This window comes from Janthinobacterium violaceinigrum, from assembly GCF_009208555.1.
In the GTDB taxonomy this organism is placed as follows: Bacteria; Pseudomonadota; Gammaproteobacteria; order Burkholderiales; family Burkholderiaceae_D; genus Janthinobacterium; species Janthinobacterium violaceinigrum.
This window is the reverse complement of sequence record NZ_WFLI01000004.1, coordinates 26,237-47,702: the sequence shown is the minus strand read 5'-3', so window position 1 is coordinate 47,702 and position 21,466 is coordinate 26,237. Positions and strand designations below refer to the sequence as shown.

The window sequence follows — 21,466 nt, the reverse complement described above, 5'->3', positions numbered from 1 at the left end:
CGGCACCTGCGCGCTCCGGGACATGCTGAACGGCGTATGCGGGAGCGTCGAAGAGGTGTGCTGCGATGGCGGCGGAGATCGCGCCGGCGGAACATCGCGCGCAGAAGATACAATATCAGTGCTGTAAACGATACCCTAATTCACCGCAACTGTACACGGAAACCGTGATTTTTGAGCAAAAAGCGTTCCAGCAAAGGCACGGCAGGATGCCGTATGATGCCTGCTCCGATGCCAGCTCCGCCGCCCCCTGCCCTCACCATGCCCACCCCGCCTTTACCCCACGATCCGCAACCGCAAGCGCCCAGGAAACCGGACAATGACGAGTGCTGCCGCAGCGGTTGCACCTTTTGCGTGCTGGAAATGTATCAGGAAGACCTGGCCGCCTACGAAGCGGCCCTGAGGGCATGGCAGCAGCGCCAGCAAGCCGCTGCCGCGCCCGCCACTCCAGCCATCAAAAAACCGCGCAAGCGCCCTTAAAAGCTTTCCCACTCATCCACTGGCGCCGTGCTGCGCGGCGTGGCGGCCAATTGACGGGGCGCCGGCGCCACCGCTGCGGGCGCCTTGACAGCCTTGGCAGGCGCGCGCGGCACGCTCGCGGCGGCGCTGGCAGCGTTGAGCTTGAAGATGCTGACCACGGCGCTCAGGCTGGCGGCCTGCTCCTGCATCGATTCGGCCGCCGCGGCCGCCTCTTCCACCAGGGCCGCATTTTGCTGCGTCACCTGGTCCATCTGGGCGATAGCCTGGTTGACCTGCTCGATGCCGGCGCTCTGCTCGCTGCTGGCGGCCGTGATCTCGCTCATGATGTCCGTCACGCGGGTGATGCTGGCAACGATGTCATCCATCGTGCGGCCCGCCTGGTCCACCAGTGCCGATCCCGCTTCGACTTTCTCGACCGAATCGCCGATCAGGACCTTGATATCCTTGGCTGCCGCAGCCGAGCGTTGCGCCAGGTTGCGCACTTCCGTGGCGACGACGGCAAAGCCGCGTCCCTGCTCGCCCGCGCGCGCCGCCTCGACGGCCGCATTCAGAGCCAGGATATTGGTCTGGAAGGCGATGCCGTCGATGACGGCAATGATGTCGACGATCTTGCGCGACGATGCGTTGATCGACGCCATCGTGCCCACCACTTCGCTGACGACCTTGCCGCCCTCGATGGCGATGCTCGACGAGGTCAGCGCCATGGTATTGGCCTGGCGCGCATTGTCCGCATTCTGCTTCACGGTCGAAGTCAGCTCTTCCATCGAGGACGCCGTTTCTTCCAGCGAACTGGCTTGCTCTTCCGTGCGCGACGACAAGTCCTGGTTGCCGGCGGCAATCTGGCTCGATGCCGTGGCGATGGTGTCCGTGCCGCTGCGCACCTGGCCCACCAGGTTCTGCAGGCTGGCATTCATGTCTTTCAGGGCCTGCATCAATTGCCCCGTTTCGTCTTGCGATTGCACAACAATATGCGCGGTCAAGTCACCCGCCGCCACTTGGCGCGCCACGCCGACCGCCTCGATCAGCGGACGGGCCACGCTGCGCGCCACCCACAGCGCCAGCAGCATGCCGATGACGACGATACCGACCAGCAAGCCGATCAGGCTGGCGCGCGAAGCCGCATACGTGGCATCGGCGCTGGCGCTCGAACGCGCGCCGCCCTCCGTATTGATGGACACGAGTTTATCCAGGGTCACCATCATGTCCGCCATGACCTTGGCCGACGGCCCCACGGCCAGCGCGCGCGCCTCTTCCTTTTTCATCTCGCGCGACAGGCTCAGCATGGTTGCATGCAGGCGCATGAATTCATCGTTGAGCGCGAGGAAACGCTCGAAGACTTCCTTCTCGCCCGGCTCCGAAATCAGGGCGCGGTAATTGTCGCCGTCCGTCTTCAGCTTGCTCTGCGTTTCCGTCATGCGCGTTTCATTCTGCGCCATGTCGGCATCCTGCGCGGCCAGCATGTGCGCCAGTTCCCAGCGACGGAAATCGCTGACATCGCTGCGCATGGACATGGCTGCCAGCACGCTGGGCATCCAGTTGGCGGACAGGTCCGTTGACGCGGTATTGATACGCGCCATGGAAAAGATCGCCGACACGCCCAAGGCCGCCGTCAACAGCAGCACGGCGCCAAACGACAAGATCAGTTTGGTGGCAATTTTCAAATCAAAAAACCATTTCATGCGTTGCTTTCCTTCATTAAACGGGACTGGACAGGTACCCGCCGGCAAATGCACGGCACGGGCAGTGAGGCGATCCATGAAAGCATCGCAAGGTGAAGCAGAAAGGCCAGGTTCAGCAGCGAGAGCAGCGGCACCTGCCGACACACACGTCAATTTCCACAAGGCAACATTTTATCACTACCGTATTTCAACGCCGGTTGGTTTGATCGCGGCAGACGGCCAAAGTTCGCGGAAAATGGCTGCAGGCCGTCTTTTTGCCCGGGCATGGTGGTTGCCAAGCGGGGAAAAATGAAAAACCAGGCGTAGGAGTCGGATGACACGAGGCAATGTTCCTAGCCTACATAAGCACGTCGGCTCATCCGATGCCCGCCTGCACCCCCTCGTCTTATAGTGGATACAAGATTCAGCACAACGCTAGCAAGCCAGAAACGCAGCGCCATCCAACAAAATCAGAAGACGAGGCCCTACCATGTACAAAGCTTATAGCAACCTGACCCCAGCAACGAATAACCACGCCGCCGTCCAGCACAACTGGCAAGCCGCTCCCGCCACGCCCATGATCAGCATCACGGGTGCGCAACAGAACGAATTGCTGCGTGCCTTGTCGCGCACCGATCTGGAGCGCCTGTTTTGCCAGCTGGAACTAGTCGCCCTGCCTGCCGGCAAGCACTTGTTCGATTGCGGCGGCAAGATTGAATACACGTATTTCCCCACCAACGCCATCGTTTCCCTGCTGTATGTGATGGAAGACGGCGCCACCACCGAGATCGCCGTCATCGGCCGCGAAGGCGTCGCTGGTGTGGTGCTGTACGAAGCCGAGCGCGCCACCTGCACGGCCATCGTGCAGACGGCTGGCTACGGCTACCGTCTGAAAACGGCCTTCCTGCGCGAAGTGTTCAACGAGGGCGGCGCGCTGGCACAACTGCTGATGCGCTACACCAGCGCCATGTTTGCGCAAATGGCACAGAACGTGGTGGGCGGCCGTCATTGCAGCATCGAACAGAAACTGTGCCGCTGGCTGCTGGACCGCCTCGACCGTTCCCTGTCTAACGAGCTGAAGGTCACGCAAGACACCATGGCCAACATGCTGGGCGTGCGCCGCGAAAGCGTCACCGTCACGGCCCGCAAGCTGCAGGACGAAGGCTTGATCCAGTACCGCCGCGGCACCGTCGAAGTGCTGGACCGCGAAGGCCTGGAAGCGGCCGCCGGCAATTGCTACAAGGCAGCCCGCGCCGGTTTTGAACAGTTCCGCAGCGGCATCAGCGCGCACAATTAAGCAGGACGCTGGTCAGCGGACAGGCAAGCGGGTATCGTGGAGACTCCTGACTACCCCGGAGACTGGCCATGAAACTGATCGGCATGCTCGACTCGCCCTATGTGCGCAGGGTCGCCATCTGTTTGCAACTGCAGGGAATTTCCTACGAGCACTTGCCGCTGTCCGTGTTCCGCAACATGGATGCCATACGCGAGATCAACCCCGTCATCAAGGTGCCGACCCTGGTACTGGACGACGGGCAAGTGCTGATGGATTCCACCTTGATCCTCCACTATCTATCGCTGCTGCGTGCGGACACCCCCGTGCCCGCCCTCGCCGACAGCGTGCGCGCATTGCGCCTGACGGGCCTGGCGCTGGCCGCCTATGAAAAAGCCGTGCAAATCGTCTACGAACGCAAGCTGCGTCCGCTCGACAAGCAGCACGCGCCATGGCTGGAACGGGTCGGCATGCAACTGCACGCCGCCTGGACCGCGCTGGAACACGAGTGCGCGCAGCTTCCCCTGCCTGGCGAGACGGGCAGTATCGACCAGGCGGGCGTGACCATCGCCGTCGGCTGGAGCTTCGCCCAGCTGGAAACACCCGATATCGTCAAGCCGGCCGACTATCGCTGCGTGCACGCCTACACGCGCTCGGCAGAAACCCTGCCCGCCTTCCTGGCCACGCCGCCCGTCTGAAGGATTACTTGCCTGCGCCGCCCGGCCCGGGTGCGGCCATAGCCCCATCGAAGTGCCACCAGAGCGGCCTGAGATCGTCAAATGAGTGGCATGCGGGCGCAAAGGCCGCCCGGGCAGGATGATCGAAACTGCCCACCAGCAAGGCCACCGTCGGCGCATCGTCAATGGCGCCGATGGAACTGCCGCACGCGGTGCAAAAGGCCCGGCTCGAATACCCGGAAGAACGGTATGTTGCTGGTGCACCAGCCGTGCCCGTCCAGCGTACCTGATCGCGCGCAAACTCCACCCACGCGACAGTGGGCGCGCCCGTGTGCTGCTGGCAATTGCGGCACGAGCAGCTGTGCGGATTGCTGCCCTCGCCTGTCACTTCGAAGCGCACGGCGCCACATAAGCAGCCACCGGCCTGCACCACATTCTCCATTGCCTCTCCTCGTTTGCACTGTTGCGTACCCGGCCAGCGGGCACGTACCCGGTACAATATTGCCATAAACCCACCCTGGCGCAGCCCGCAGTAGGTGACGCCGGCACTATGAAAGAATGAATGGAAGACATCAATTGCGAAGGCTTGCCGCACATCCGCGTAATGGCAGGCGAAAACACTCACGGCCCCGTGTATGAAACCCTGCCCGCACGCCAGATTGACGAGCACGTCTATGAACTGCTGGCCTCGCCCGGCCTGACCCTGAACCTGGCGCGCGGCGACATCGTCAACATCGCCGACCCGCTCGCCCCCGCCGAAGTATTGAAGCGCGGCGGCAACTTCTGCATCCATATCTACGACGCCAACGACGTGCCGCAAGAAGCAGTGGACCAGCTCGAACGCGACGTGCAAAGCCAGCTGGGCGGCACCATGGACGGCCAGTACAAAGGCAACCTCACCTTCAGCGTGCCGGGACACCACGGGATCTACAACGTCAACGGCCCCTTCGACGCCTTCCGCACAGCGACGGGCGTGGAATGGTATTTCGCCAATATCTACGTCAACCTCGATGACGACGACGATGAAACCTTGCTCAATTGGTGGGTGGAAATGTAATCGCTGCGTACGCACTCACGGCGCGGATTCCTGCCCGTCCTCTCCACCGGCCAGCGCCCCATGCGGCCGGCACCAGACGAACTTGCCCGTGGCCGGCTGGTACAGCAAGGGACTCTCGTCAGACAGGGCCAGCAAGCAAGGCCAGCATGCGACGAGCGCGGCCGGTGTCAACGCGTAGGCGAGTTCTCGGCTGGCCATGAACAAGACGGGTGCCGCCCCCGCAGCCTGAAAGTGGGAAACGAGAAACGCGGCCACGCGGCCCGATTGCGCCGGGTGCTCGCTGGAAACGGCGTCAAACTCGGCCAGCCACTCCGGCCCCGCTATCGTTGGCTGCAGGCGGTGTTCCTCACGCAACTGCATCGGATGCGTTTCAACGGGATGCGCCGACACATGGCGCGTCCACAGCAGCGCCGCGGCGCGGGGCGTCAGCGCCTGTACCTGCGCCAGCATCTGTGCCGGCACGGAAAAATCGGCATCGAAGAACGGCCAGTCGTGGTCAGGCTGCAGCGGCCGGCCAGCGTCATCGCCCAGGTCCCCTACGATCGACATATTTCAAGGTAGCGGCTCATCACCTTGTCCATGCCTTGCTCGATGCACTCGACCACCAGCGCGTGGCCGATCGACACTTCCAGGATGCCGGGAATATCCAGGAAACGCGCCAGGTTGTGCAGGTCAAGATCGTGCCCCGCATTCACGCCCAGTCCCAGCGCCTGGGCACGGCGCGCCGCTTGCAGATAGGTATCGAAGACGGCATCGGCCTGCTCGCTGCCATAACTCTCGGCAAACCGTTCCGTGTACAGCTCGACCCGCGCCGCGCCCACTTCGCGCGCCCAGTCCAGCGCCGGGTAGTCAGCATCGACAAACAGGCTGACGCGGATGCCCAGGTCATTCAATTGCGCAATGGCGGGACGCAGCAGCGCCGCATGCCGCTCGATGTCCCAGCCGTGATCGGACGTCAATTGCCCCGGCATATCGGGCACCAGGGTGCATTGCGCTGGACGCGCGCTTTTCACGACCTGCAGAAATTCCGCCGCCGGATATCCCTCCACATTCAGCTCGCGTCCCCGCTCCGCGCACAGACGCTGCAACGGGGCCACATCATCGTAGCGCGCATGGCGCTGGTCCGGACGCGGATGCAAGGTGATGCCGGCGGCGCCCAGGTCGAGAAAGCGCGCGGAAAAAGCGAGCAGGTCGGGGTAGTTGCGGCCGCGCGAATTGCGCAGCAGGGCGATTTTATTGACGTTGACGGAGAGATCGGTCATGGACAGGAATGGAATGAAGGCAACAGGTATTGCAGCGATTGTAGCGGATCGCCCGTGCAGGGCACGGCCAACCGAACTCGGCGCTACGTGCTACGATGCAAAACAAGTTCCACGCTTTCAACAACACGCCATGAAATACAAATTATTCCTGTTTGACCTCGACGATACCCTGCTCGACTTCAGGGCATCCGAAAAACGCTCGTTCCTGCACACCATGCACGAACTGGGTTTGCGCGACGGCATCGACGGCTTGTTTTCCCAATACCAAGCGATCAACGTGGACCTGTGGAAACGTTTTGAGACGGGTGACGTGAGCAAGGATTTCCTGAAAGTGGAGCGCTTCCGCAAGACGTTTGCACTGAACGCTATCGCCATCGATCCGGAACTGGCCAGCCGGCTGTATCTGGATTCGTTGCCGGACACGGTCGTGCTCATCGATGGCGCCAAACAAGTGTGCGAAACCCTGTCGCGCATCGGCGAAGTGGGCATCATCACCAATGGCGTCGAAGCCATCCAGAACCGCCGCATCGCCGCCTCCGGCTTGGGCGACTACATTTCCTTCGTCGCCACCTCCGAAGCGTGCGGCCACGCCAAGCCGGACGTGCGCTTCTTCGAATATGCGGCCGACATGGCGCGCGCCTTCAGCAAGGAGACGACCATCATCATCGGCGACCGCCTGGACGCCGACATCCTGGGCGCCAACCGCTACGGCATCGACAGCTGCTGGTTCAACCCGGACAGCATGGCCAATACCTCGGCCGCCATCCCCACCTATGAAGTGGCCAGCCTGGACGACATCGTGCCGGCACTGGACGTGATGCAGATCAACTTGAAACAGGCTTGATCTTCAACAAGGACTGCGCCTGAAATACGCCGGCAGCGGCACGAAAACACGCCGCTGTTCGCGTACCATCAGGCATCGTCCATCCTGATGCCTGCCCATGCCTTCCTACACCATCCTGCTCGTCATCGCGGCCTTGCTCCTGCTCTTTGCCATGCTGGCCATGCGCGGAAACGCGAAGTCCCGTAAGCCGCTGCGGCTGCACAGAAAACCCGTCATGACGGCGCGCGAGCAACAGATGTACCACCTGCTGCAAACGGCATTACCGGAATGCACGGTGCTGGCACAAGTGGCGTTTTCCGCGCTGGTGACGGCAAAGGGATGGGCGAACAGAAACCGTTTCGATCGCAAGGTGGCCGATTTTGTCCTGTGCAGCCAGCAACTGAACGTCATCGCCGTGATCGAGCTCGACGACAGCAGCCACGCCGGCCGCGAACGCCAGGACAGGGAACGCGACGCCATGCTCAGGCTGGCCGGCTACGTGACCTTACGCTATGCCACCTTCCCCACACAGCAGGCGCTGCGCGCCGACATCGAACAGCTGCTGCTGAAAAAAGCGGAAGTCGTATCGGCCTGATTGCGCCATCCAAACATCAATCGCGCGTCAGCACTTCCAGCAACTCGATCTCGAAGACCAAATTGGAATGCGGCGGAATCAAGCCCACCTGCCGCTCGCCATACGCCAGTACCGCCGGCACCCACAGCTTGCGCGTACCGCCCACCTGCATGCCCTGCAAGCCCAAAATCCAGCCCTGGATCACCTTGTTATTGCTCAACACGCAGCGAAAAGGCTCGCCCCGCTTGTGCGACGAGTCAAACTCCGTGCCATCTTCCAGCCAGCCCCGGTAGTGCGCCGTAATCAGCGCACCGCGCGCCGCCGCGTTGCCGTTACCCACGACGATATCTTCCATCTTCACTTCAGCCGTCATCTCGTTTCATCCATCATCAATCGCAATGCCGCAATTGTACGACAGCACGAAAAAAGCCCCGGCAGTCACCCGCCGGGGCTTGATCTATTGCTGCAAATTCTGGTGGGTCTCCCGTGAGTCGACCATTTCACTCACGGATTATGAGACACATGCTCTACCCACTCCGACTAAAGGCTTGCAAAACCCTGCATTCAAGTCTGCACTGAGGCAAACTTTCGAGCAGAATTATAATGCTAAAGCTTGAATCCAAGCATGATATGGCGTTCGATCGGTTCTAGCATCTGCCAACAACTCTGCGTATTCAGGATTCACTAGCTCATCAGGCTTTATAGCAAGCAATGTACGAATATATGTAGACCTAAAGCGGAGCAAATCAGGACGCACATTCAAACCAAAGGTCTCTATCATCAATTGCCCCCTTAGCGTCTTAGCCCTGGCAAGGGCCAGGCGAGACAAGGGGTCGTAAAAAAACTCAATATGATCTAAGGGATCTTCTGTTGCTGGGTCAATAAATGGCCCATTATCGCGTGCTTTTGGAAATTTTGTTCCTTTATGTGCTCCATCATTGCAAGTTGGACAACCAAGTAGGAGATTTGTCCAAGTAAAAGTTAAAGATGGATATTTTTGCTTCGGACGAAAATGCTCAATGTGAGCAGTAGCAACAACAGCTATTAACGACTCACAATAGGCACATTTCCCTGAAAACATTTTATCAAGTGCATCTCTTACATGATGCGAAGCATATTTAGCAATTGCCTTATTGTAAGCAACTGTGTCATTATTTTGTCGAGCCTTTCGCAGATCTTTCAACCAACCATTAGCGCGACTTTTTAAGTAGGCAGGCTCTTGAGTTCGCGTTACCTTTATCACTTAGAGAGCACCTTTGCCAAACTATTAATCTTTTTCTCAAGATCAGTTGAAAAAACCTCCACGCCATATGGATTATTTTCTGAAACGAAGAGCGACAGCTGCTTAAGCTCCTCTTCTTCATTTTTCTTAAGTGGCACCGGCTTAGTTTGCAGCTCAGAAAAACGATTTAATTTCTTTTCAGTTTGTGGCGAAAAAGTGGAAATTAGTCCGAATGCCTCTGAGCGAAGAATATTATCCACATCCATAGAATAAAGACTTTGCGTAATTGGCAAGACAGCCTCTGCACCCCCACCAACCTTTAAGGTCAAGGCATCTGGGCCTGCACCTGCAGCAACCATTGGACTATGCGTTGTGACAATAAACTGAATGCAAGGAAATTGATTCCTCAGCAATTCAGCAATATTTCTCTGCCATAACGGGTGCAAATGAATATCTAACTCATCAATAAGCACAACACCTTTCTCTGCCAATGGATTTTTGCTATTCGGGAAAGCGGCTATAAGTCTCCAAACCAAATCTCCGGCAAGCCCCAAAATACTACGATAACCATCGCTCAAACCAGCAGTTGAGACTTTTACGCCATTAACATCAAATAAAATACGCCCCTCGACATCAATGGAGCTATATCTCACCCCCTTTGGCAACAAGCCATTAATCGCTGCAACACCCAAATCAAATAACCGTCTTGCATCCGGATCTTTTTGCTTTGCATCACGATAATCCAAGTAAATCATCCATTGCTGGAAAGCCGCCAATTCCTCGCCCTCATTAAATTGACTCAGAAAGTTCGTATATCGGCTCGGAGTATCAAGAGTGGGAACAATAACCTGATTGCTACGTGTAAGCCTCCGGAACGCACCATACCCAGCAGCAAACCACCCTTCGCTACGAGGAGAGAAAGCATTCTGGCGCAACCACGTTAAAGCTCTGTCTGGCGATTCATGTATTCCCGGCTGATTATGTTGTTTTGAACGGATAGTGATGGGTTTGCTTCCTGATATATGTTGAGTATATCCAAATGAAACACGCTTTTTTTGGTCGCCAAAATTACCTGAATCATTATCATCTTTGTGCAATCTGACAGAAATTTTCCCAGCCACATCTTCATTATTTAGCCAACCTATTGGACGAGGAAGAAGTTGCGAGGCTGATTCAGGCCCTGCGAGCATTAATGCGAGAGATTGAAGCAATGTTGTTTTCCCTCCCCCATTCTCGCTCAGCAATGTTACCCATTGCGGGCGTGGGTTTGCTTTCGAACTAAATTTCAAATTCAGTTTGTCAAAGCATTTAATATTCTCGATTGTTAATTCTTCAACCCACATTAGATTACCTCAATAAAATTTGACGAGCTTAATCATCAGCCCTGTCTCCTACATTTTCGTTCGATTGTCAAGCATCATCGAGCACATCAGCTACACAAAATAAGCTCACAGCCCGAACGAAGCTAAACGGAATGCTTAACACTATACCAAGTCGCCACAAGTTCGCTAGGGACTAATATACATCAATCACTGCCCAATATCTCTGCAACAAGGGATTGTGGGGTAATCATCAGCACCGGAAGATTGGCCGCATGTGCAGCCAGATGCCCCGCCGAAAAATGAGCATAACGTCTCACCATTTGAGCAGATTGCCATCCGCCTAGTTCCTGCAATACATGCAACGGGGTACCACGCTGCACATGCCAACTGGCCCATGTATGCCGCAGGTCATGCCACCGGAAATTATCAATACCACAACGCTTTAGCGCCTTATACCAAGCAGCCGTTGTAGCGGCAACTATAGGTACACCATCGTAAGTAAAAACGCGCACTGCATGACGGCCATACTGCAAAAGAAGTACGCGCAGGTGGCAGGGTCAGGTCCGCCATTCAGACACAAGCCCAACCATAGCCACGTTGAACAACGATAATGACCTGTACTTTACTTAATTGCAAACACAGGGTCGAACGGCAGGCAAAATGCGCAGCGCCTCCTATGCACTCCGTACCGCTATAAGATGAAATTAGTGACGAAACCAGCTAGTCTGTCCGAATAACAAACCTTGCGGTGAGCGTCTCGCGCATAAAAAAAGCCCCAGCAGTCACCCGCCGGGGCTTGTTCTATTGCTGCAAATTCTGGTGGGCCTCCCGTGAGTCGAACACGGCACCAACGGATTATGAGTCCGCTGCTCTAACCAAGCATGAGCTAGAGGCCCGGGGACTGCGGCGTGGCGGCGCTGTTGATGCCCGCCTCGCGCGGCCGTTTTGGAAACGGACACGCGAGGATAGGGGTATCAGGGGCGTACGTCAAGCCCTATTGGCTTCTAGTTGCCTTCCAAGAAGCTTTTCAGCTTGTCGGAGCGCGATGGGTGGCGCAGCTTGCGCAGCGCCTTGGCTTCGATCTGGCGGATGCGCTCGCGCGTCACGTCAAATTGCTTGCCCACTTCTTCCAGGGTATGGTCGGTGGACATCTCGATGCCGAAACGCATGCGCAGCACTTTCGCTTCGCGTGGCGTCAGGGAATCGAGCACATCCTTGACCACGCCGCGCATCGATGCGTGCAGGGCCGCATCGGCCGGCGCCAGGGTGTTGTTGTCCTCGATGAAGTCGCCCAGGTGGGAATCGTCATCGTCGCCGATCGGCGTTTCCATCGAGATCGGTTCCTTGGCGATTTTCATGATCTTGCGGATCTTGTCCTCGGGCATCTCCATCTTGATCGCCAGGGTGGCCGGATCGGGCTCCGCGCCCGTTTCCTGCAGGATCTGGCGGGAAATCCGGTTCATCTTGTTGATCGTCTCGATCATGTGCACGGGGATACGGATCGTGCGCGCCTGGTCGGCGATCGAGCGCGTGATGGCCTGGCGGATCCACCAGGTGGCATAGGTCGAGAACTTGTAACCGCGGCGGTACTCGAACTTGTCGACGGCCTTCATCAGGCCGATATTGCCTTCCTGGATCAGGTCGAGGAATTGCAGGCCCCGGTTCGTGTATTTCTTGGCGATCGAAATAACCAGGCGCAAGTTGGCCTCCGTCATTTCGCGCTTGGCCTTGCGCGCCTTCATTTCACCGGCCGCCATCTGGCGGTTGATGTTGCGCAAGTCCGGCAGCGGCAGCACGACCCGCGCCTGCAGGTCGATCAGACGCTGCTGCAGTTCCTTGACGGTCGGAATGTTGCGGCCCAGGATGGCGCTGTACGCGTGTCCTGCGTTGACTTCGCCATCGACCCAGTCGAGGTTGGTTTCATTGCCCGGGAAGACCTTGATGAAGTGGGCGCGCGGCATGCCGCAGCGGTTCACGGCCACGTCGAGGATCTGCTTCTCGATATGGCGCACTTCGTCGACCTGGCCACGCAGAGTGTCGCACAGCTTTTCCACCACCTTGGCCGTGAAGCGGATGCCCAGCAATTCTTGCGAAATGGCTTCCTGCGCCTTGGCGTAGGGTTTCGAGTTGTAGCCTTCTTTTTCGAAGGCGCGGCGCATCTTGTCGAACTGCTGAGAAATGACGGCAAATTTTTCCAGCGCCGTGCGTTTCAGGGTTTCCAGCTGTTCCGCCGAGAAACCGGCGGCGCCCGACGCGCTCGCTTCTTCTTCCTCTTCTTCTTCCTCTTCTTCCGCTTCGCCTTCTTCCTCGTCTTCTTCGACGGGGGCGACCACGACAGGCGCGGCGACCGGTTCGTTTTCATCGACGAGACCGTCGACGATTTCGTCGATCTTGATCTCTTCGTTGGCGATGCGGTCGGCGGCGGCGATGATTTCGGCGATCGTCACGGGACAGGCGGAAATGGCCTGGATCATGTCTTTCAAGCCATCTTCGATACGTTTGGCAATCTCGATCTCGCCTTCACGCGTCAGCAGCTCGACCGAGCCCATTTCGCGCATGTACATGCGCACGGGGTCGGTGGTGCGGCCGAAATCGGAATCGACGGTCGATAATGCGGCCTCGGCCGCTGCTTCCGCTTCGTCGTCGCTGGTGACGACGGCAACGTTATCGGACAGCAACAACGTTTCCGCATCGGGCGCGTGTTCGTAGACGGCGATGCCCATGTCATTGAAGGTACCGATGATGCCTTCGATGGCTTCCGGATCGACGATGTTTTCGGGCAAGTGATCGTTGATTTCCGCATACGTGAGGAAACCGCGTTCCTTGCCGAACTTGATCAGGGTCTTGAGTTTCTGGCGCCGGCGCTCGAGTTCTTCCTCGCTCGCTTCCGTGTCGGACGAAAACGCGTCTTTCAGCAGCGCGCGCTCCTTCGCCTTGCGGTCCTTGGCCTTGGCCTTGTCGACAGCCTTCAGCTCGGCCCGTTCGACGGCGTTCAGCGCGGCGACTTCATCATTTTCTGGCTGGAATTCTTTGGGCTTGCGGCCGCGGCGGCCTGGCACTTTTACCGACGGCAAGACATAACCGGACGTATCGATGGCTGCCAGGGTGGCAGCATCGGTGGTCTGGCTGACCACAGGCGGCGCGCTGGTTACGCGGGCTTCTGGCCGGTCGAGCGCCTTTTCGGCTTTCGTGGTAACTTTAGTGGGCTTTGCAGCCGCTTTGGATTCGGGTTTCTTGATTGGCACAGGCGCTTTCGATTACACAACGACTTGCTTTACGGTGGATTAGGATAAAGTTTGCTGCCAGCTCCCTGTCTACCTGCGGGAACCACCATCTTCGAACCTGCCGACTACGCAAATTCGACACTGTTACGTTACTTACACCTCATCGGCCACGATCCGCGGGAAGCGCAGCAATTCCTGTCCACCGGCTGTTGCCAGCCGTCTCGGCAAAAATTCCTGCATCGACCGCGTTGGGAGCGAGAGCCTGGCGCGGCTTGCCAGCGTCTGCGAGCCCTGCCCGCAACGCCGAAAACGCCAGTTGGCCCTGGCTGCCGACACGATCCACCGCGCCGATCAAGAGCCTAACTTACTGAAAACAAATACTATTTACGAAACAGAACTAGCTTGCCAAAGCACACAATACTTAGCATTTAATTATAGCACGCGAAAAATGTTTTTCCAGTGCGCGCCATACCCCCAGAGCAAGGTTATCGATTCACCAACTCGGCATCGCGCTCACGCTCCAGCTCACCTTGCTCCTGCATGATTTCGCGGTAGCGTACACCAATTTTCTCGGATGGCAAACCCGACGCAAACAATTGCTGCAATTCCGCCTTCAAGGCATTCAATTTGATCTCGCGGATGGTGCTCACCAGCCACGACAATTCGCTGTCGTAATCGGATTCCGTGCCGGCCGCGATCTCGCCGATGATCTCGTCGTATTCGCTGCCCAGCTCTTTCAACTGCTGCGCCAACGCGGCAAAGCTGCCGTGCTCGCCCAGCGCCTGGCCCACGGCCACCAGCTGCCCCAGACTGTGCGCCGCATCGGGCCCCAGGTGCTGGAAGGCGGCCAGGGCGGCCTCGTCGATGCGCAGGGTCAAGGGCGGATGCGCCACCAGCATGCGCATGATCTTCAATTCCAGCCCGACAGGAACGGGGCGGCCCGATTTCGGCGGCGCGCGATGCGCCACGGCAACAGGCTTGGCCAGCTCGAACAACGCCTCGATCTCGGCCGGCGTGGACTGCGTCAGCTGCGCCAACCCGCGCACGATCTGCAAACGCAAGGACGACGGCGCCATCAGTTGCAGCAGGGGCTTGGCGTCGAACTGCACGCGGGCGCGCCCTTCCGGCTCCGACAGATCATGCTCGCCCGACACTTCCTTGAGCAGGAATTGCGACAGCGGCATGGCTTCATGCACTTGCTGCTCGAAGCCTTCGGCGCCGAATTCGCGGATGTAGCTGTCCGGATCGTGTTCCGACGGCAAGAACAGGAATTTGATGGTCTTATTGTCCGACACGTGGGCCAGGCTCGCTTCCAGCGCGCGGCGGGCGGCGCGGCGGCCGGCCTTGTCGCCGTCAAAGCTGAAGATCACGCTGTCGGTCTGGCGCAGCAGTTTTTGCACGTGCGTGGGCGTGCACGCCGTGCCCAGGGTGGCCACCGCTTGCGGGAAACCCATCTGCGCCAGCGCCACCACGTCCATGTAGCCTTCCGTCACCAGCACATAGCCGGCGTCGCGGATGGCCTGGCGCGCCTCGAACAACCCATATAGTTCGAAACCCTTGGAAAACAAGGGGGTTTCCGGCGAGTTCAGGTATTTCGGTTCGCCATGGTCGAGCACGCGGCCGCCAAAGGCGATGACCTGGCCCTTGGTATTGCGAATCGGAAACATGATGCGTTCGCGGAAACGGTCGTAACGCTTGCGGTTATTGCCCTCTTCATCGACCTTGTCGATCACCAGGCCCGCTTCGGCCAGGGCCACCACGTCGTAGTCGGGGAAGACGGAGCGCAGGTTGTCCCAGCCGCCGGGCGCGAAACCCATGCCGAAGCGAGCGGCCACTTCGCCCGTCAAGCCCCGGTTTTTGAGGTAGGCGATGGCTTCCGGCGCGTGGCGCAATTGCCCGCGGTAATAATCGCAAGCCTGCGTCATGGCATCGGACAGGGCCAGGCTTTGCGCCTGGATCTGCGCGCGCTGGGCCGGCGGGATCTTGTCGTCCGCTTCCGGCACGACCATGCCCACGTTCTGCGCCAGGTCCTTGACGGCATCGACAAAGCCCATGCCCGAGTATTCGATCAGGAAACCGATCGAGGTGCCATGCGCGCCACAGCCGAAACAATGATAGAACTGCTTGGTAGGGCTGACGGTAAAGCTGGGCGATTTTTCACTGTGGAACGGGCACAAGCCCATGAAATTGGCGCCACCTTTTTTCAGTTGCACATAGCGGCCCACGACATCGACGATATCGACGCGGTTGAGCAAATCGGAAATGAAGGATTGAGGTATCACTGGCTAGGGCGGGTCTTGTTATAGGTCAGACTATACTACCGCACGTGGCCGGAGGTTGAGCCAGGTCAACGTGTGGGCTGTTAACAGGCTGCCAGCGCGACGGCTGGCAGCCTTTACTACTATTGTATGCTTACGCTGCCGGCGTCAAGGCTTTCTTGACCAGGGCGGAAACAACGGTCATGTCGGCGCGGCCCGCCAGCTTCGGCTTGACGATGGCCATGACCTTGCCCATGTCTTGCGGACCGGCGGCGCCCGAGGCGGCCACGGCAGCAGCCACTTCGGCCGCCACTTCGTCTTCCGACAGACCCGCAGGCATGTAGCCGATCAGGTGCACCAGCTCGGCTTTTTCGATGTCGGCCAGGTCGGCACGGCCGCCCGCTTCGAACTGGGTGATCGAATCCTTGCGCTGCTTGATCATCTTTTCCACGATGGCCGTCACGTGGGCATCCGTCAATTCGATGCGCTCGTCGACTTCCTTGCGCTTGATTTCCGCCAGCAACAGGCGAATCGTGCCCAGCTTGCCCGCTTCCTTGGCGCGCATGGCGTTTTTCATGTCTTCGGTAATTTGTTCTTTCAAGCTCATGGCAATCCTCGTGTTGGTAAGTGGGGCTCGATGCTGATGTGCGCAGACTAAGAGTACCTGACATAAGCTACTGCGCATCGCGATTTGCGGCCTCCGATGCTCACTGTGCATTCGCACAGCTGCGCTTCTCAGCCGCAACTCACTGCCGCTCGCTATGGTTCTGTCAGGTACTCCAAGCAGGCAGCCACAAAAGCGAAAACCCGCTGCGGCGAACCGGAGCGGGTATGCGACTCATCTGAAGTATCACTTCAGGCGAATCAAAACAAAACCCGTGGCGAACAATGCGCCGAACTACCCGGGTTGGTTCTGACTGAACAGTCTTAGAATAATTTTTTCGGCAGTTGTTGGCTGCGGATGCGTTTGTAATGACGCTTGACAGCAGCTGCCAGCTTGCGCTTGCGCTCAGCTGTTGGCTTTTCGTAGAATTCGCGTGCGCGCAATTCGGTCAGCAGACCCGTTTTTTCGATGGTGCGTTTGAAGCGACGCATTGCGACTTCGAACGGCTCGTTTTCTTTAAGGCGAATAGTGGTCATGTAAAATTCAAACCGTTGAGGTGGTGTATAGGAAGAGATAGATAGTAGCAGCTTTTATTCGGAAAGGGAAGCCCCTCCCCCACTTGCGTGCGGCATGCAGCCTGCGATCGCTGCCGGAATGTGGCGTAAACCACGCACCGGGGCCGGCGCACCGGGCGCCAGAACCCCATCCTACAGACTTGCTTACTGCAAGGCAATACCTGCCGCCACGCCGGAAGCCCAGGCCCACTGGAAGTTGTAGCCGCCCAGCCAGCCCGTCACGTCGACCGATTCGCCGATGAAATACAGGCCCGGCACCTTATTCGCCATCATGGTCTGCTGCGACAGCTCGCGCGTATCGATGCCGCCACGCGTCACTTCGGCCTTGCGGTAACCTTCGGAGCCGTTCGGCACGATGGACCAGGCATTGATGGCCTGCCCCAGCTTGCGCAGCTGGGCGTCGGGCATGTCGGCGATGCGCGCGTCCGGCGCCAGGCCGTTGACGGCCAGCAAGCAGTCCGCCAGGCGCTGCGGCAGCCATTGCGCCACGATATTGCCCAGCTGTTTCTTCAGGGTGCCCTTGCCTTCGATCAAGGTCTGCGCCACATCCACTTCCGGCAGCAGGTTGATGACGATGGGCGTGCTGGGCAACCAATAGCTGGAAATCTGCAGAATCGCCGGGCCCGACAGGCCGCGGTGCGTGAACAGCAAGTCTTCGCGGAAACGCGCGCCCGTTGCCTTGCGGCCTTTCAGGCTGCCCGTCTCCACGTCCACTTCCAGCGCGATGCCGGACAGTTCCGCGAACGGCGCCCAGCTGGCCGGATCGAACGTCAGCGGCACCAGGGCCGGACGGGGCTCGACCATCATCAAATCGAATTGTTTGGCGATGCGGTAGGCAAAATCCGTGGCGCCGATCTTCGGAATCGACAGGCCGCCCGTGGCGATGACGATGCTGGCCGTCTCGATGTCGCCGCTGTCCGTCTGCAGCACGAAGCCGCCATCTGCTTGCTGGGCAACATTGTCGATCTTGCACGGCATGCACCAATGCACGCCGCCAGCGGCGCACTCGTCCTTGAGCATGTCGATGATCTGCTCGGCCGATTCATTGCAGAATTGCTGGCCCTTGTGCTTTTCGTGGTAGCCGATCCGGTATTTTTTCACCAGCGCGAGGAAATCCTGCGGCGTATAGCGCGACAGTGCGCTCTTGCAGAAATGCGGGTTTTCCGAGAGGAAATTTTGTGGCGTGGCGTTAATATTAGTGAAATTACACCGTCCACCACCCGAGATGCGGATCTTTTCGGCCAGCTTGGCCGCGTGATCGATCAACACCACGCGCTTGCCTTGCTGGGCGGCAACAGCCGCACACATCATGCCGGCCGCGCCCGCGCCGATCACTGCCACATCAAATTGTTTTGCCATAAGAATTCCGGTCACCGCTGATTACAAAGACGCCATTGTAAACTGCGGCGGCGCGGCTAGCGCGACCGTGCTGCAATCTGCCGCGACGCCATCAGGCATTGCGCGACCTGCTCGGCGATCGATGGCGGCACGGGCACTTCGCCCCGCAGCACGGCGGCGATCCAGTCGGCCGTGGTGGCCGCATCACGCTCGGCCGGCAAGTGCGGCAATTCGTCCACCAGCAGCTGCTTTTCCACCAGCACCGTGCGTTCGCCGCCATGGAACCAGTCGATCTGCTGCGCCTTGTTGGCATTGGCCACCGTCTCGCCTTCCGTGCCGCGCATCAGGAACGCGTCGCCGCGCGCCGGCGGCGACGCCGTGAGGAAATATTCGCCGAGCATTTCCAGGTATTCCGGATGCGTGTACGACACCAGCCGCAGTGCGGGACCCGCGAACGGCTGCATGATCTTCACCAAGGTATGCGTGGAATTGCGCACGCCCAATACGCGCCGCAAAGACAGCATGTACGCCAGGCGCGGCGCCAGCGCGGCGATGGGCAGGAAGGCGACCTCCCCGCGCGCCATGGCGGCCTCGGCCTGCGCATGGTCGGGCGAGGCCGGCACGCCCAGCGCGGCCAGCACTTCGGCCGTCGTGATGCGGCCCGGGTCGCTGGTGACGCCATGCACGAGCACGGGCGCGCCCGCGCGCGCCAGCAGCAGCGCCAGCAGGGCCGTCAGGTTGGCCATCTTGCGCGCGCCGTTGTAGCTGGGAATGATGATGGGCGCAAACTCGCCGGCCGGCGCGGCCAGCGGGACGAACGACGCTTCGGCCGCGTCGAGGAAGCCGGCGATTTCCTCGACGGACTCGCCTTTGATGCGCATCGACAACAAAATGCCGCCCAGTTCCAGGTCCGACACGCGGCCCTCGAGCATGGCGCGGTACAGGGCGCAGGCGTCGTCGCGCGTCATGCTGCGCGCACCGTTCTTGCCGCGTCCTATTTCCTTGATGAAACGCGCGGCGGGAAATGGCTCGCCGGCCACGTCGGTATGGGGTATGGAAACAGTAGTCATGGCACCAGCTTACACGGATTTTTCCCCAGGCAGACGGCCTGGCGGCAGCAAAATGCGCCAATGCAACAGTCCGCCAGAAAAATATTTCCTCCCGAAATATGCATCGCGTTGAATCCAGCCATGCCACCGCTGCGTATATCCATACACAGGAGGACTCATCATGGAACACGCGACCAAACAGGAAAGCGCCTTCGTCGGCATCGAAACGAGCAAGCTGTTGCTCAAGGCCGTACTGATCTCGGCCGGCGAGGTGCTGTGCAAGGTACTGGAAAACGACCTGGCCGGCTACCGCTGGCTGCGCAGCTGGCTGCAAAGGAACGACGTGCCCGTCATGGGCTTGCGCGTCTGCATGCGCCTGGACGATCCGTACAGCGAGGTGGCCGCCCGCGTGCTGGCCGACATGGGCATGCTGGTGTGCGATGCCCAGCCGGGTCCGCTGGAAGCGTATGCGCGCGGCTGCGGCTTGCCTGGCGGCGCAGTGCGCGGCGCCGTGGTGCTAGCGCAGTATTGCGCCGCGACACGCCCTGCCCCCTGGACGCCGCCGTCGGCCGCCTACGTGGAACTGCGCCTGTGGCTGCGCCGCCTGCAAGCCGTGCGGCAATTGCGCAAGCAGGAGATGCTGCGGCTGGAAGACCATTTCCATGCGGGACAGATTGCACTGCATCAATTGCTGCGCCAGCAGATCGCCTGCCTGGATGCGCAGATACGCCAGCACGAAACGGCCATCCTCGCGCACGTGCGGCGCCACCCCGGCCTGCCCAGGCCGCCTGAGCTGGCCGACAACTACCAGCGCATCGCCCGCTACACCTTTGGCGCCAGCCTGGCCGGCGGCCATTGAACAGCTGATTAATGGGGGCCGGCAGCGTGCCGGCCCTGCCATAAAAACAACTCATCCATTCCCGTTTTACCCCCTTCCCCGCCGCCAGCCCGCATTTCCGCTACACTATTGCCTCTTAAAGAACGCAATAGCGAAAGCCTAGCCAGAATCATGAATACGCCAGACATCGAAAATATCAACGTCACCTCCTTCGCGCCCATGCCGACGCCGGCCGAACTGCACGCCAAGCTGCCCCTGTCGGAAAGCGCCTTCGACACCGTCAGCCGCGGCCGCGAAGCGCTGCGCAACATCATCGACCGCAAGGACCAGCGCCTGTTCGTCGTCGTCGGTCCCTGCTCCATCCACGACCCCGTCGCCGGCCTCGATTACGCGCGCCGCCTGAAAGCGCTGCAAGAGGAAGTCAAGGACACGATGCTGCTGGTGATGCGCGTGTATTTCGAAAAACCGCGTACCACCACGGGCTGGAAAGGCTATATCAACGACCCGTACATGGACGACTCGTTCAAGGTCAACGAAGGCATGGAAAAGGCGCGCCAGTTCCTGCTCGACGTGTGCGAACTGGGCCTGCCCACCGCCACCGAGGCGCTGGACCCCATCTCGCCGCAATACCTGGGCGACCTGATCGCCTGGACGGCCATCGGCGCGCGCACCACGGAATCGCAGACGCACCGCGAAATGTCGTCGGGCCTGTCGACGCCCGTCGGCTTCAAGAACGGCACCGATGGCGACATCAGCATCGCCGTCAATGCCATCCTGTCGTCGGCGCATCCGCACTCCTTCCTGGGCATTAACGGCGAAGGCAATGTCGCCATCGTGCGCACGCGCGGCAACGCGTACGGCCACGTGGTGCTGCGCGGCGGCGACGGCCGCCCGAACTACGATTCGGTCTCGATCGCCATCGCCGAACAGGCACTGGCCAAGGCCAAGCTGCCGGCCAACCTGGTGGTCGACTGCTCGCACGCGAACAGCTACAAGAAGCCGGAACTGCAACCGCTGGTGATGGCCGACGTGGTCAACCAGATCCGCCAGGGCAACCGCTCGCTGGTGGGCGTGATGATCGAATCGAACATCGTCGGCGGCAACCAGAAGATCCCGCAAGACCTGTCGCAACTGACCTACGGCTGCTCCGTCACCGACGGCTGCATCGACTGGGACACGACGGCCACCATGCTGCGCGATGCGCATGCGCATTTGTTAAACCGCCCGGCATAAGC

22 protein-coding genes, 1 tRNA gene and 1 pseudogene are annotated in these 21,466 nt (G+C 59.5%); 9 read left to right on the top strand and 15 right to left on the bottom strand.

Going from position 1 to position 21,466, the window contains the following annotated elements; translation table 11 throughout:
• Nucleotides 1–213: 213 nt before the first annotated feature.
• Nucleotides 214–477, top strand: a complete 264-nt coding sequence (locus GCN75_RS04550; protein ID WP_226941099.1) for an oxidoreductase-like domain-containing protein — start codon at nucleotides 214–216, stop codon at nucleotides 475–477.
• Here the strand turns inward: GCN75_RS04550 and GCN75_RS04545 are convergent.
• Nucleotides 474–2,156: a methyl-accepting chemotaxis protein gene (locus GCN75_RS04545; protein WP_152281563.1), complete on the bottom strand. Its 1,683-nt coding sequence runs from the start codon at nucleotides 2,154–2,156 to the stop codon at nucleotides 474–476. The two genes, GCN75_RS04550 and GCN75_RS04545, sit on opposite strands and share 4 nt — an antisense overlap.
• A gap of 76 nt (nucleotides 2,157–2,232) precedes the next feature.
• On the opposite strand from GCN75_RS04545, the gene GCN75_RS04540 reads away from it, so the two are divergent.
• From GCN75_RS04540 to GCN75_RS04530, 3 genes are all read left to right on the top strand, one after another.
• Nucleotides 2,233–2,448: a hypothetical protein gene (locus GCN75_RS04540; RefSeq protein ID WP_152281562.1), complete on the top strand. Its 216-nt coding sequence runs from the start codon at nucleotides 2,233–2,235 to the stop codon at nucleotides 2,446–2,448.
• Nucleotides 2,449–2,712: 264 nt separating this feature from the next.
• On the top strand, nucleotides 2,713–3,432 hold the full coding sequence (locus GCN75_RS04535) for a Crp/Fnr family transcriptional regulator (protein WP_034779829.1): 720 nt from the start codon (nucleotides 2,713–2,715) through the stop codon (nucleotides 3,430–3,432).
• A gap of 68 nt (nucleotides 3,433–3,500) precedes the next feature.
• The gene (locus GCN75_RS04530; RefSeq protein ID WP_152281561.1) at nucleotides 3,501–4,106 is read left to right on the top strand and encodes a glutathione S-transferase; all 606 of its coding nucleotides are present in this window, start codon (nucleotides 3,501–3,503) and stop codon (nucleotides 4,104–4,106) included.
• Between the two features lie 4 nt (nucleotides 4,107–4,110).
• Here GCN75_RS04530 and GCN75_RS04525 read toward each other — a convergent pair whose 3' ends face one another.
• Nucleotides 4,111–4,527 carry a GFA family protein gene (locus GCN75_RS04525; protein WP_152281560.1) on the bottom strand — a complete coding sequence of 139 codons (417 nt, stop codon included), beginning with the start codon at nucleotides 4,525–4,527 and terminating at the stop codon, nucleotides 4,111–4,113.
• A gap of 120 nt (nucleotides 4,528–4,647) precedes the next feature.
• Between GCN75_RS04525 and GCN75_RS04520 the strand changes: the two genes are divergently transcribed.
• Nucleotides 4,648–5,142: a DUF4265 domain-containing protein gene (locus tag GCN75_RS04520; protein ID WP_152281559.1), complete on the top strand. Its 495-nt coding sequence runs from the start codon at nucleotides 4,648–4,650 to the stop codon at nucleotides 5,140–5,142.
• A 15-nt stretch (nucleotides 5,143–5,157) separates the two neighbouring features.
• Here GCN75_RS04520 and GCN75_RS04515 read toward each other — a convergent pair whose 3' ends face one another.
• Nucleotides 5,158–5,691, bottom strand: a complete 534-nt coding sequence (locus GCN75_RS04515; protein ID WP_152281558.1) for a DUF2947 family protein — start codon at nucleotides 5,689–5,691, stop codon at nucleotides 5,158–5,160.
• Nucleotides 5,679–6,404 carry a pyridoxine 5'-phosphate synthase gene (locus tag GCN75_RS04510; RefSeq protein WP_152281557.1) on the bottom strand — a complete coding sequence of 242 codons (726 nt, stop codon included), beginning with the start codon at nucleotides 6,402–6,404 and terminating at the stop codon, nucleotides 5,679–5,681. The genes GCN75_RS04515 and GCN75_RS04510 overlap by 13 nt, the downstream gene beginning before the upstream one ends.
• A 130-nt stretch (nucleotides 6,405–6,534) precedes the next feature.
• On the opposite strand from GCN75_RS04510, the gene GCN75_RS04505 reads away from it, so the two are divergent.
• The gene (locus GCN75_RS04505; RefSeq protein ID WP_152281556.1) at nucleotides 6,535–7,248 is read left to right on the top strand and encodes a YjjG family noncanonical pyrimidine nucleotidase; all 714 of its coding nucleotides are present in this window, start codon (nucleotides 6,535–6,537) and stop codon (nucleotides 7,246–7,248) included.
• A gap of 97 nt (nucleotides 7,249–7,345) precedes the next feature.
• Nucleotides 7,346–7,822, top strand: a complete 477-nt coding sequence (locus GCN75_RS04500; RefSeq protein ID WP_152281555.1) for a DUF2726 domain-containing protein — start codon at nucleotides 7,346–7,348, stop codon at nucleotides 7,820–7,822.
• Nucleotides 7,823–7,838: 16 nt separating this feature from the next.
• Here the strand turns inward: GCN75_RS04500 and GCN75_RS04495 are convergent, their stop codons facing one another.
• The 11 genes and pseudogenes from GCN75_RS04495 to ybiB form a co-directional block, all read right to left on the bottom strand.
• Entirely contained in the window at nucleotides 7,839–8,174 is a 336-nt protein-coding gene (locus GCN75_RS04495; RefSeq protein ID WP_152281554.1) for an FKBP-type peptidyl-prolyl cis-trans isomerase, read from the bottom strand.
• Nucleotides 8,175–8,399: 225 nt separating this feature from the next.
• Complete coding sequence (locus tag GCN75_RS04490; protein WP_152281553.1) at nucleotides 8,400–9,044, bottom strand: retron system putative HNH endonuclease; 645 nt, start codon at nucleotides 9,042–9,044, stop codon at nucleotides 8,400–8,402.
• Nucleotides 9,041–10,366, bottom strand: coding sequence for an ATP-binding protein (locus GCN75_RS04485; protein WP_152281552.1), 1,326 nt, complete (start codon nucleotides 10,364–10,366; stop codon nucleotides 9,041–9,043). The genes GCN75_RS04490 and GCN75_RS04485 overlap by 4 nt, the downstream gene beginning before the upstream one ends.
• A gap of 182 nt (nucleotides 10,367–10,548) precedes the next feature.
• A pseudogene (locus GCN75_RS04480) lies at nucleotides 10,549–10,851 on the bottom strand (tyrosine-type recombinase/integrase); the annotation flags it as partial.
• 311 nt (nucleotides 10,852–11,162) lie between these two features.
• Nucleotides 11,163–11,241: transfer RNA gene (locus GCN75_RS04475), tRNA-Ile, on the bottom strand.
• Between the two features lie 108 nt (nucleotides 11,242–11,349).
• Nucleotides 11,350–13,590, bottom strand: a complete 2,241-nt coding sequence (gene rpoD / locus GCN75_RS04470; RefSeq protein WP_152281551.1) for an RNA polymerase sigma factor RpoD — start codon at nucleotides 13,588–13,590, stop codon at nucleotides 11,350–11,352.
• Between the two features lie 464 nt (nucleotides 13,591–14,054).
• Nucleotides 14,055–15,851, bottom strand: a complete 1,797-nt coding sequence (gene dnaG, locus GCN75_RS04465; RefSeq protein WP_152256679.1) for a DNA primase — start codon at nucleotides 15,849–15,851, stop codon at nucleotides 14,055–14,057.
• 130 nt (nucleotides 15,852–15,981) lie between these two features.
• Nucleotides 15,982–16,434, bottom strand: coding sequence for a GatB/YqeY domain-containing protein (locus tag GCN75_RS04460; protein WP_152256678.1), 453 nt, complete (start codon nucleotides 16,432–16,434; stop codon nucleotides 15,982–15,984).
• Nucleotides 16,435–16,754: 320 nt separating this feature from the next.
• Entirely contained in the window at nucleotides 16,755–16,967 is a 213-nt protein-coding gene (gene rpsU / locus GCN75_RS04455) for a 30S ribosomal protein S21 (RefSeq protein WP_008451879.1), read from the bottom strand.
• 183 nt (nucleotides 16,968–17,150) lie between these two features.
• Nucleotides 17,151–18,365, bottom strand: coding sequence for a BaiN/RdsA family NAD(P)/FAD-dependent oxidoreductase (locus tag GCN75_RS04450; RefSeq protein WP_152281550.1), 1,215 nt, complete (start codon nucleotides 18,363–18,365; stop codon nucleotides 17,151–17,153).
• 56 nt (nucleotides 18,366–18,421) lie between these two features.
• Complete coding sequence (ybiB, locus tag GCN75_RS04445) at nucleotides 18,422–19,414, bottom strand: DNA-binding protein YbiB (protein ID WP_152281549.1); 993 nt, start codon at nucleotides 19,412–19,414, stop codon at nucleotides 18,422–18,424.
• A gap of 160 nt (nucleotides 19,415–19,574) precedes the next feature.
• On the opposite strand from ybiB, the gene GCN75_RS04440 reads away from it, so the two are divergent.
• Both GCN75_RS04440 and GCN75_RS04435 read left to right on the top strand, forming a co-directional pair.
• Complete coding sequence (locus GCN75_RS04440) at nucleotides 19,575–20,252, top strand: hypothetical protein (RefSeq protein ID WP_152281548.1); 678 nt, start codon at nucleotides 19,575–19,577, stop codon at nucleotides 20,250–20,252.
• Between the two features lie 150 nt (nucleotides 20,253–20,402).
• On the top strand, nucleotides 20,403–21,464 hold the full coding sequence (locus GCN75_RS04435) for a 3-deoxy-7-phosphoheptulonate synthase (protein WP_099666639.1): 1,062 nt from the start codon (nucleotides 20,403–20,405) through the stop codon (nucleotides 21,462–21,464).
• The last annotated feature ends 2 nt before the right edge of the window (nucleotides 21,465–21,466 follow it).

Coding starts and splice junctions, on each gene's coding strand:
- GCN75_RS04550 (WP_226941099.1), top strand. CDS start 214: ATGATGCCTGCTCCGATGCCAGCTCCGCCGCCCCCTGCCCTCACCATG.
- GCN75_RS04520 (WP_152281559.1), top strand. CDS start 4,648: ATGGAAGACATCAATTGCGAAGGCTTGCCGCACATCCGCGTAATGGCA.
- ybiB (WP_152281549.1), bottom strand. CDS start 19,414: ATGACTACTGTTTCCATACCCCATACCGACGTGGCCGGCGAGCCATTT.
- GCN75_RS04500 (WP_152281555.1), top strand. CDS start 7,346: ATGCCTTCCTACACCATCCTGCTCGTCATCGCGGCCTTGCTCCTGCTC.
- GCN75_RS04515 (WP_152281558.1), bottom strand. CDS start 5,691: ATGTCGATCGTAGGGGACCTGGGCGATGACGCTGGCCGGCCGCTGCAG.
- GCN75_RS04535 (WP_034779829.1), top strand. CDS start 2,713: ATGATCAGCATCACGGGTGCGCAACAGAACGAATTGCTGCGTGCCTTG.
- GCN75_RS04440 (WP_152281548.1), top strand. CDS start 19,575: ATGGAACACGCGACCAAACAGGAAAGCGCCTTCGTCGGCATCGAAACG.
- GCN75_RS04505 (WP_152281556.1), top strand. CDS start 6,535: ATGAAATACAAATTATTCCTGTTTGACCTCGACGATACCCTGCTCGAC.
- GCN75_RS04540 (WP_152281562.1), top strand. CDS start 2,233: ATGAAAGCATCGCAAGGTGAAGCAGAAAGGCCAGGTTCAGCAGCGAGA.
- GCN75_RS04435 (WP_099666639.1), top strand. CDS start 20,403: ATGAATACGCCAGACATCGAAAATATCAACGTCACCTCCTTCGCGCCC.
- GCN75_RS04530 (WP_152281561.1), top strand. CDS start 3,501: ATGAAACTGATCGGCATGCTCGACTCGCCCTATGTGCGCAGGGTCGCC.
- rpsU (WP_008451879.1), bottom strand. CDS start 16,967: ATGACCACTATTCGCCTTAAAGAAAACGAGCCGTTCGAAGTCGCAATG.
- GCN75_RS04495 (WP_152281554.1), bottom strand. CDS start 8,174: ATGACGGCTGAAGTGAAGATGGAAGATATCGTCGTGGGTAACGGCAAC.
- GCN75_RS04485 (WP_152281552.1), bottom strand. CDS start 10,366: ATGTGGGTTGAAGAATTAACAATCGAGAATATTAAATGCTTTGACAAA.
- GCN75_RS04460 (WP_152256678.1), bottom strand. CDS start 16,434: ATGAGCTTGAAAGAACAAATTACCGAAGACATGAAAAACGCCATGCGC.
- GCN75_RS04545 (WP_152281563.1), bottom strand. CDS start 2,156: ATGAAATGGTTTTTTGATTTGAAAATTGCCACCAAACTGATCTTGTCG.
- GCN75_RS04525 (WP_152281560.1), bottom strand. CDS start 4,527: ATGGAGAATGTGGTGCAGGCCGGTGGCTGCTTATGTGGCGCCGTGCGC.
- GCN75_RS04510 (WP_152281557.1), bottom strand. CDS start 6,404: ATGACCGATCTCTCCGTCAACGTCAATAAAATCGCCCTGCTGCGCAAT.
- GCN75_RS04450 (WP_152281550.1), bottom strand. CDS start 18,365: ATGGCAAAACAATTTGATGTGGCAGTGATCGGCGCGGGCGCGGCCGGC.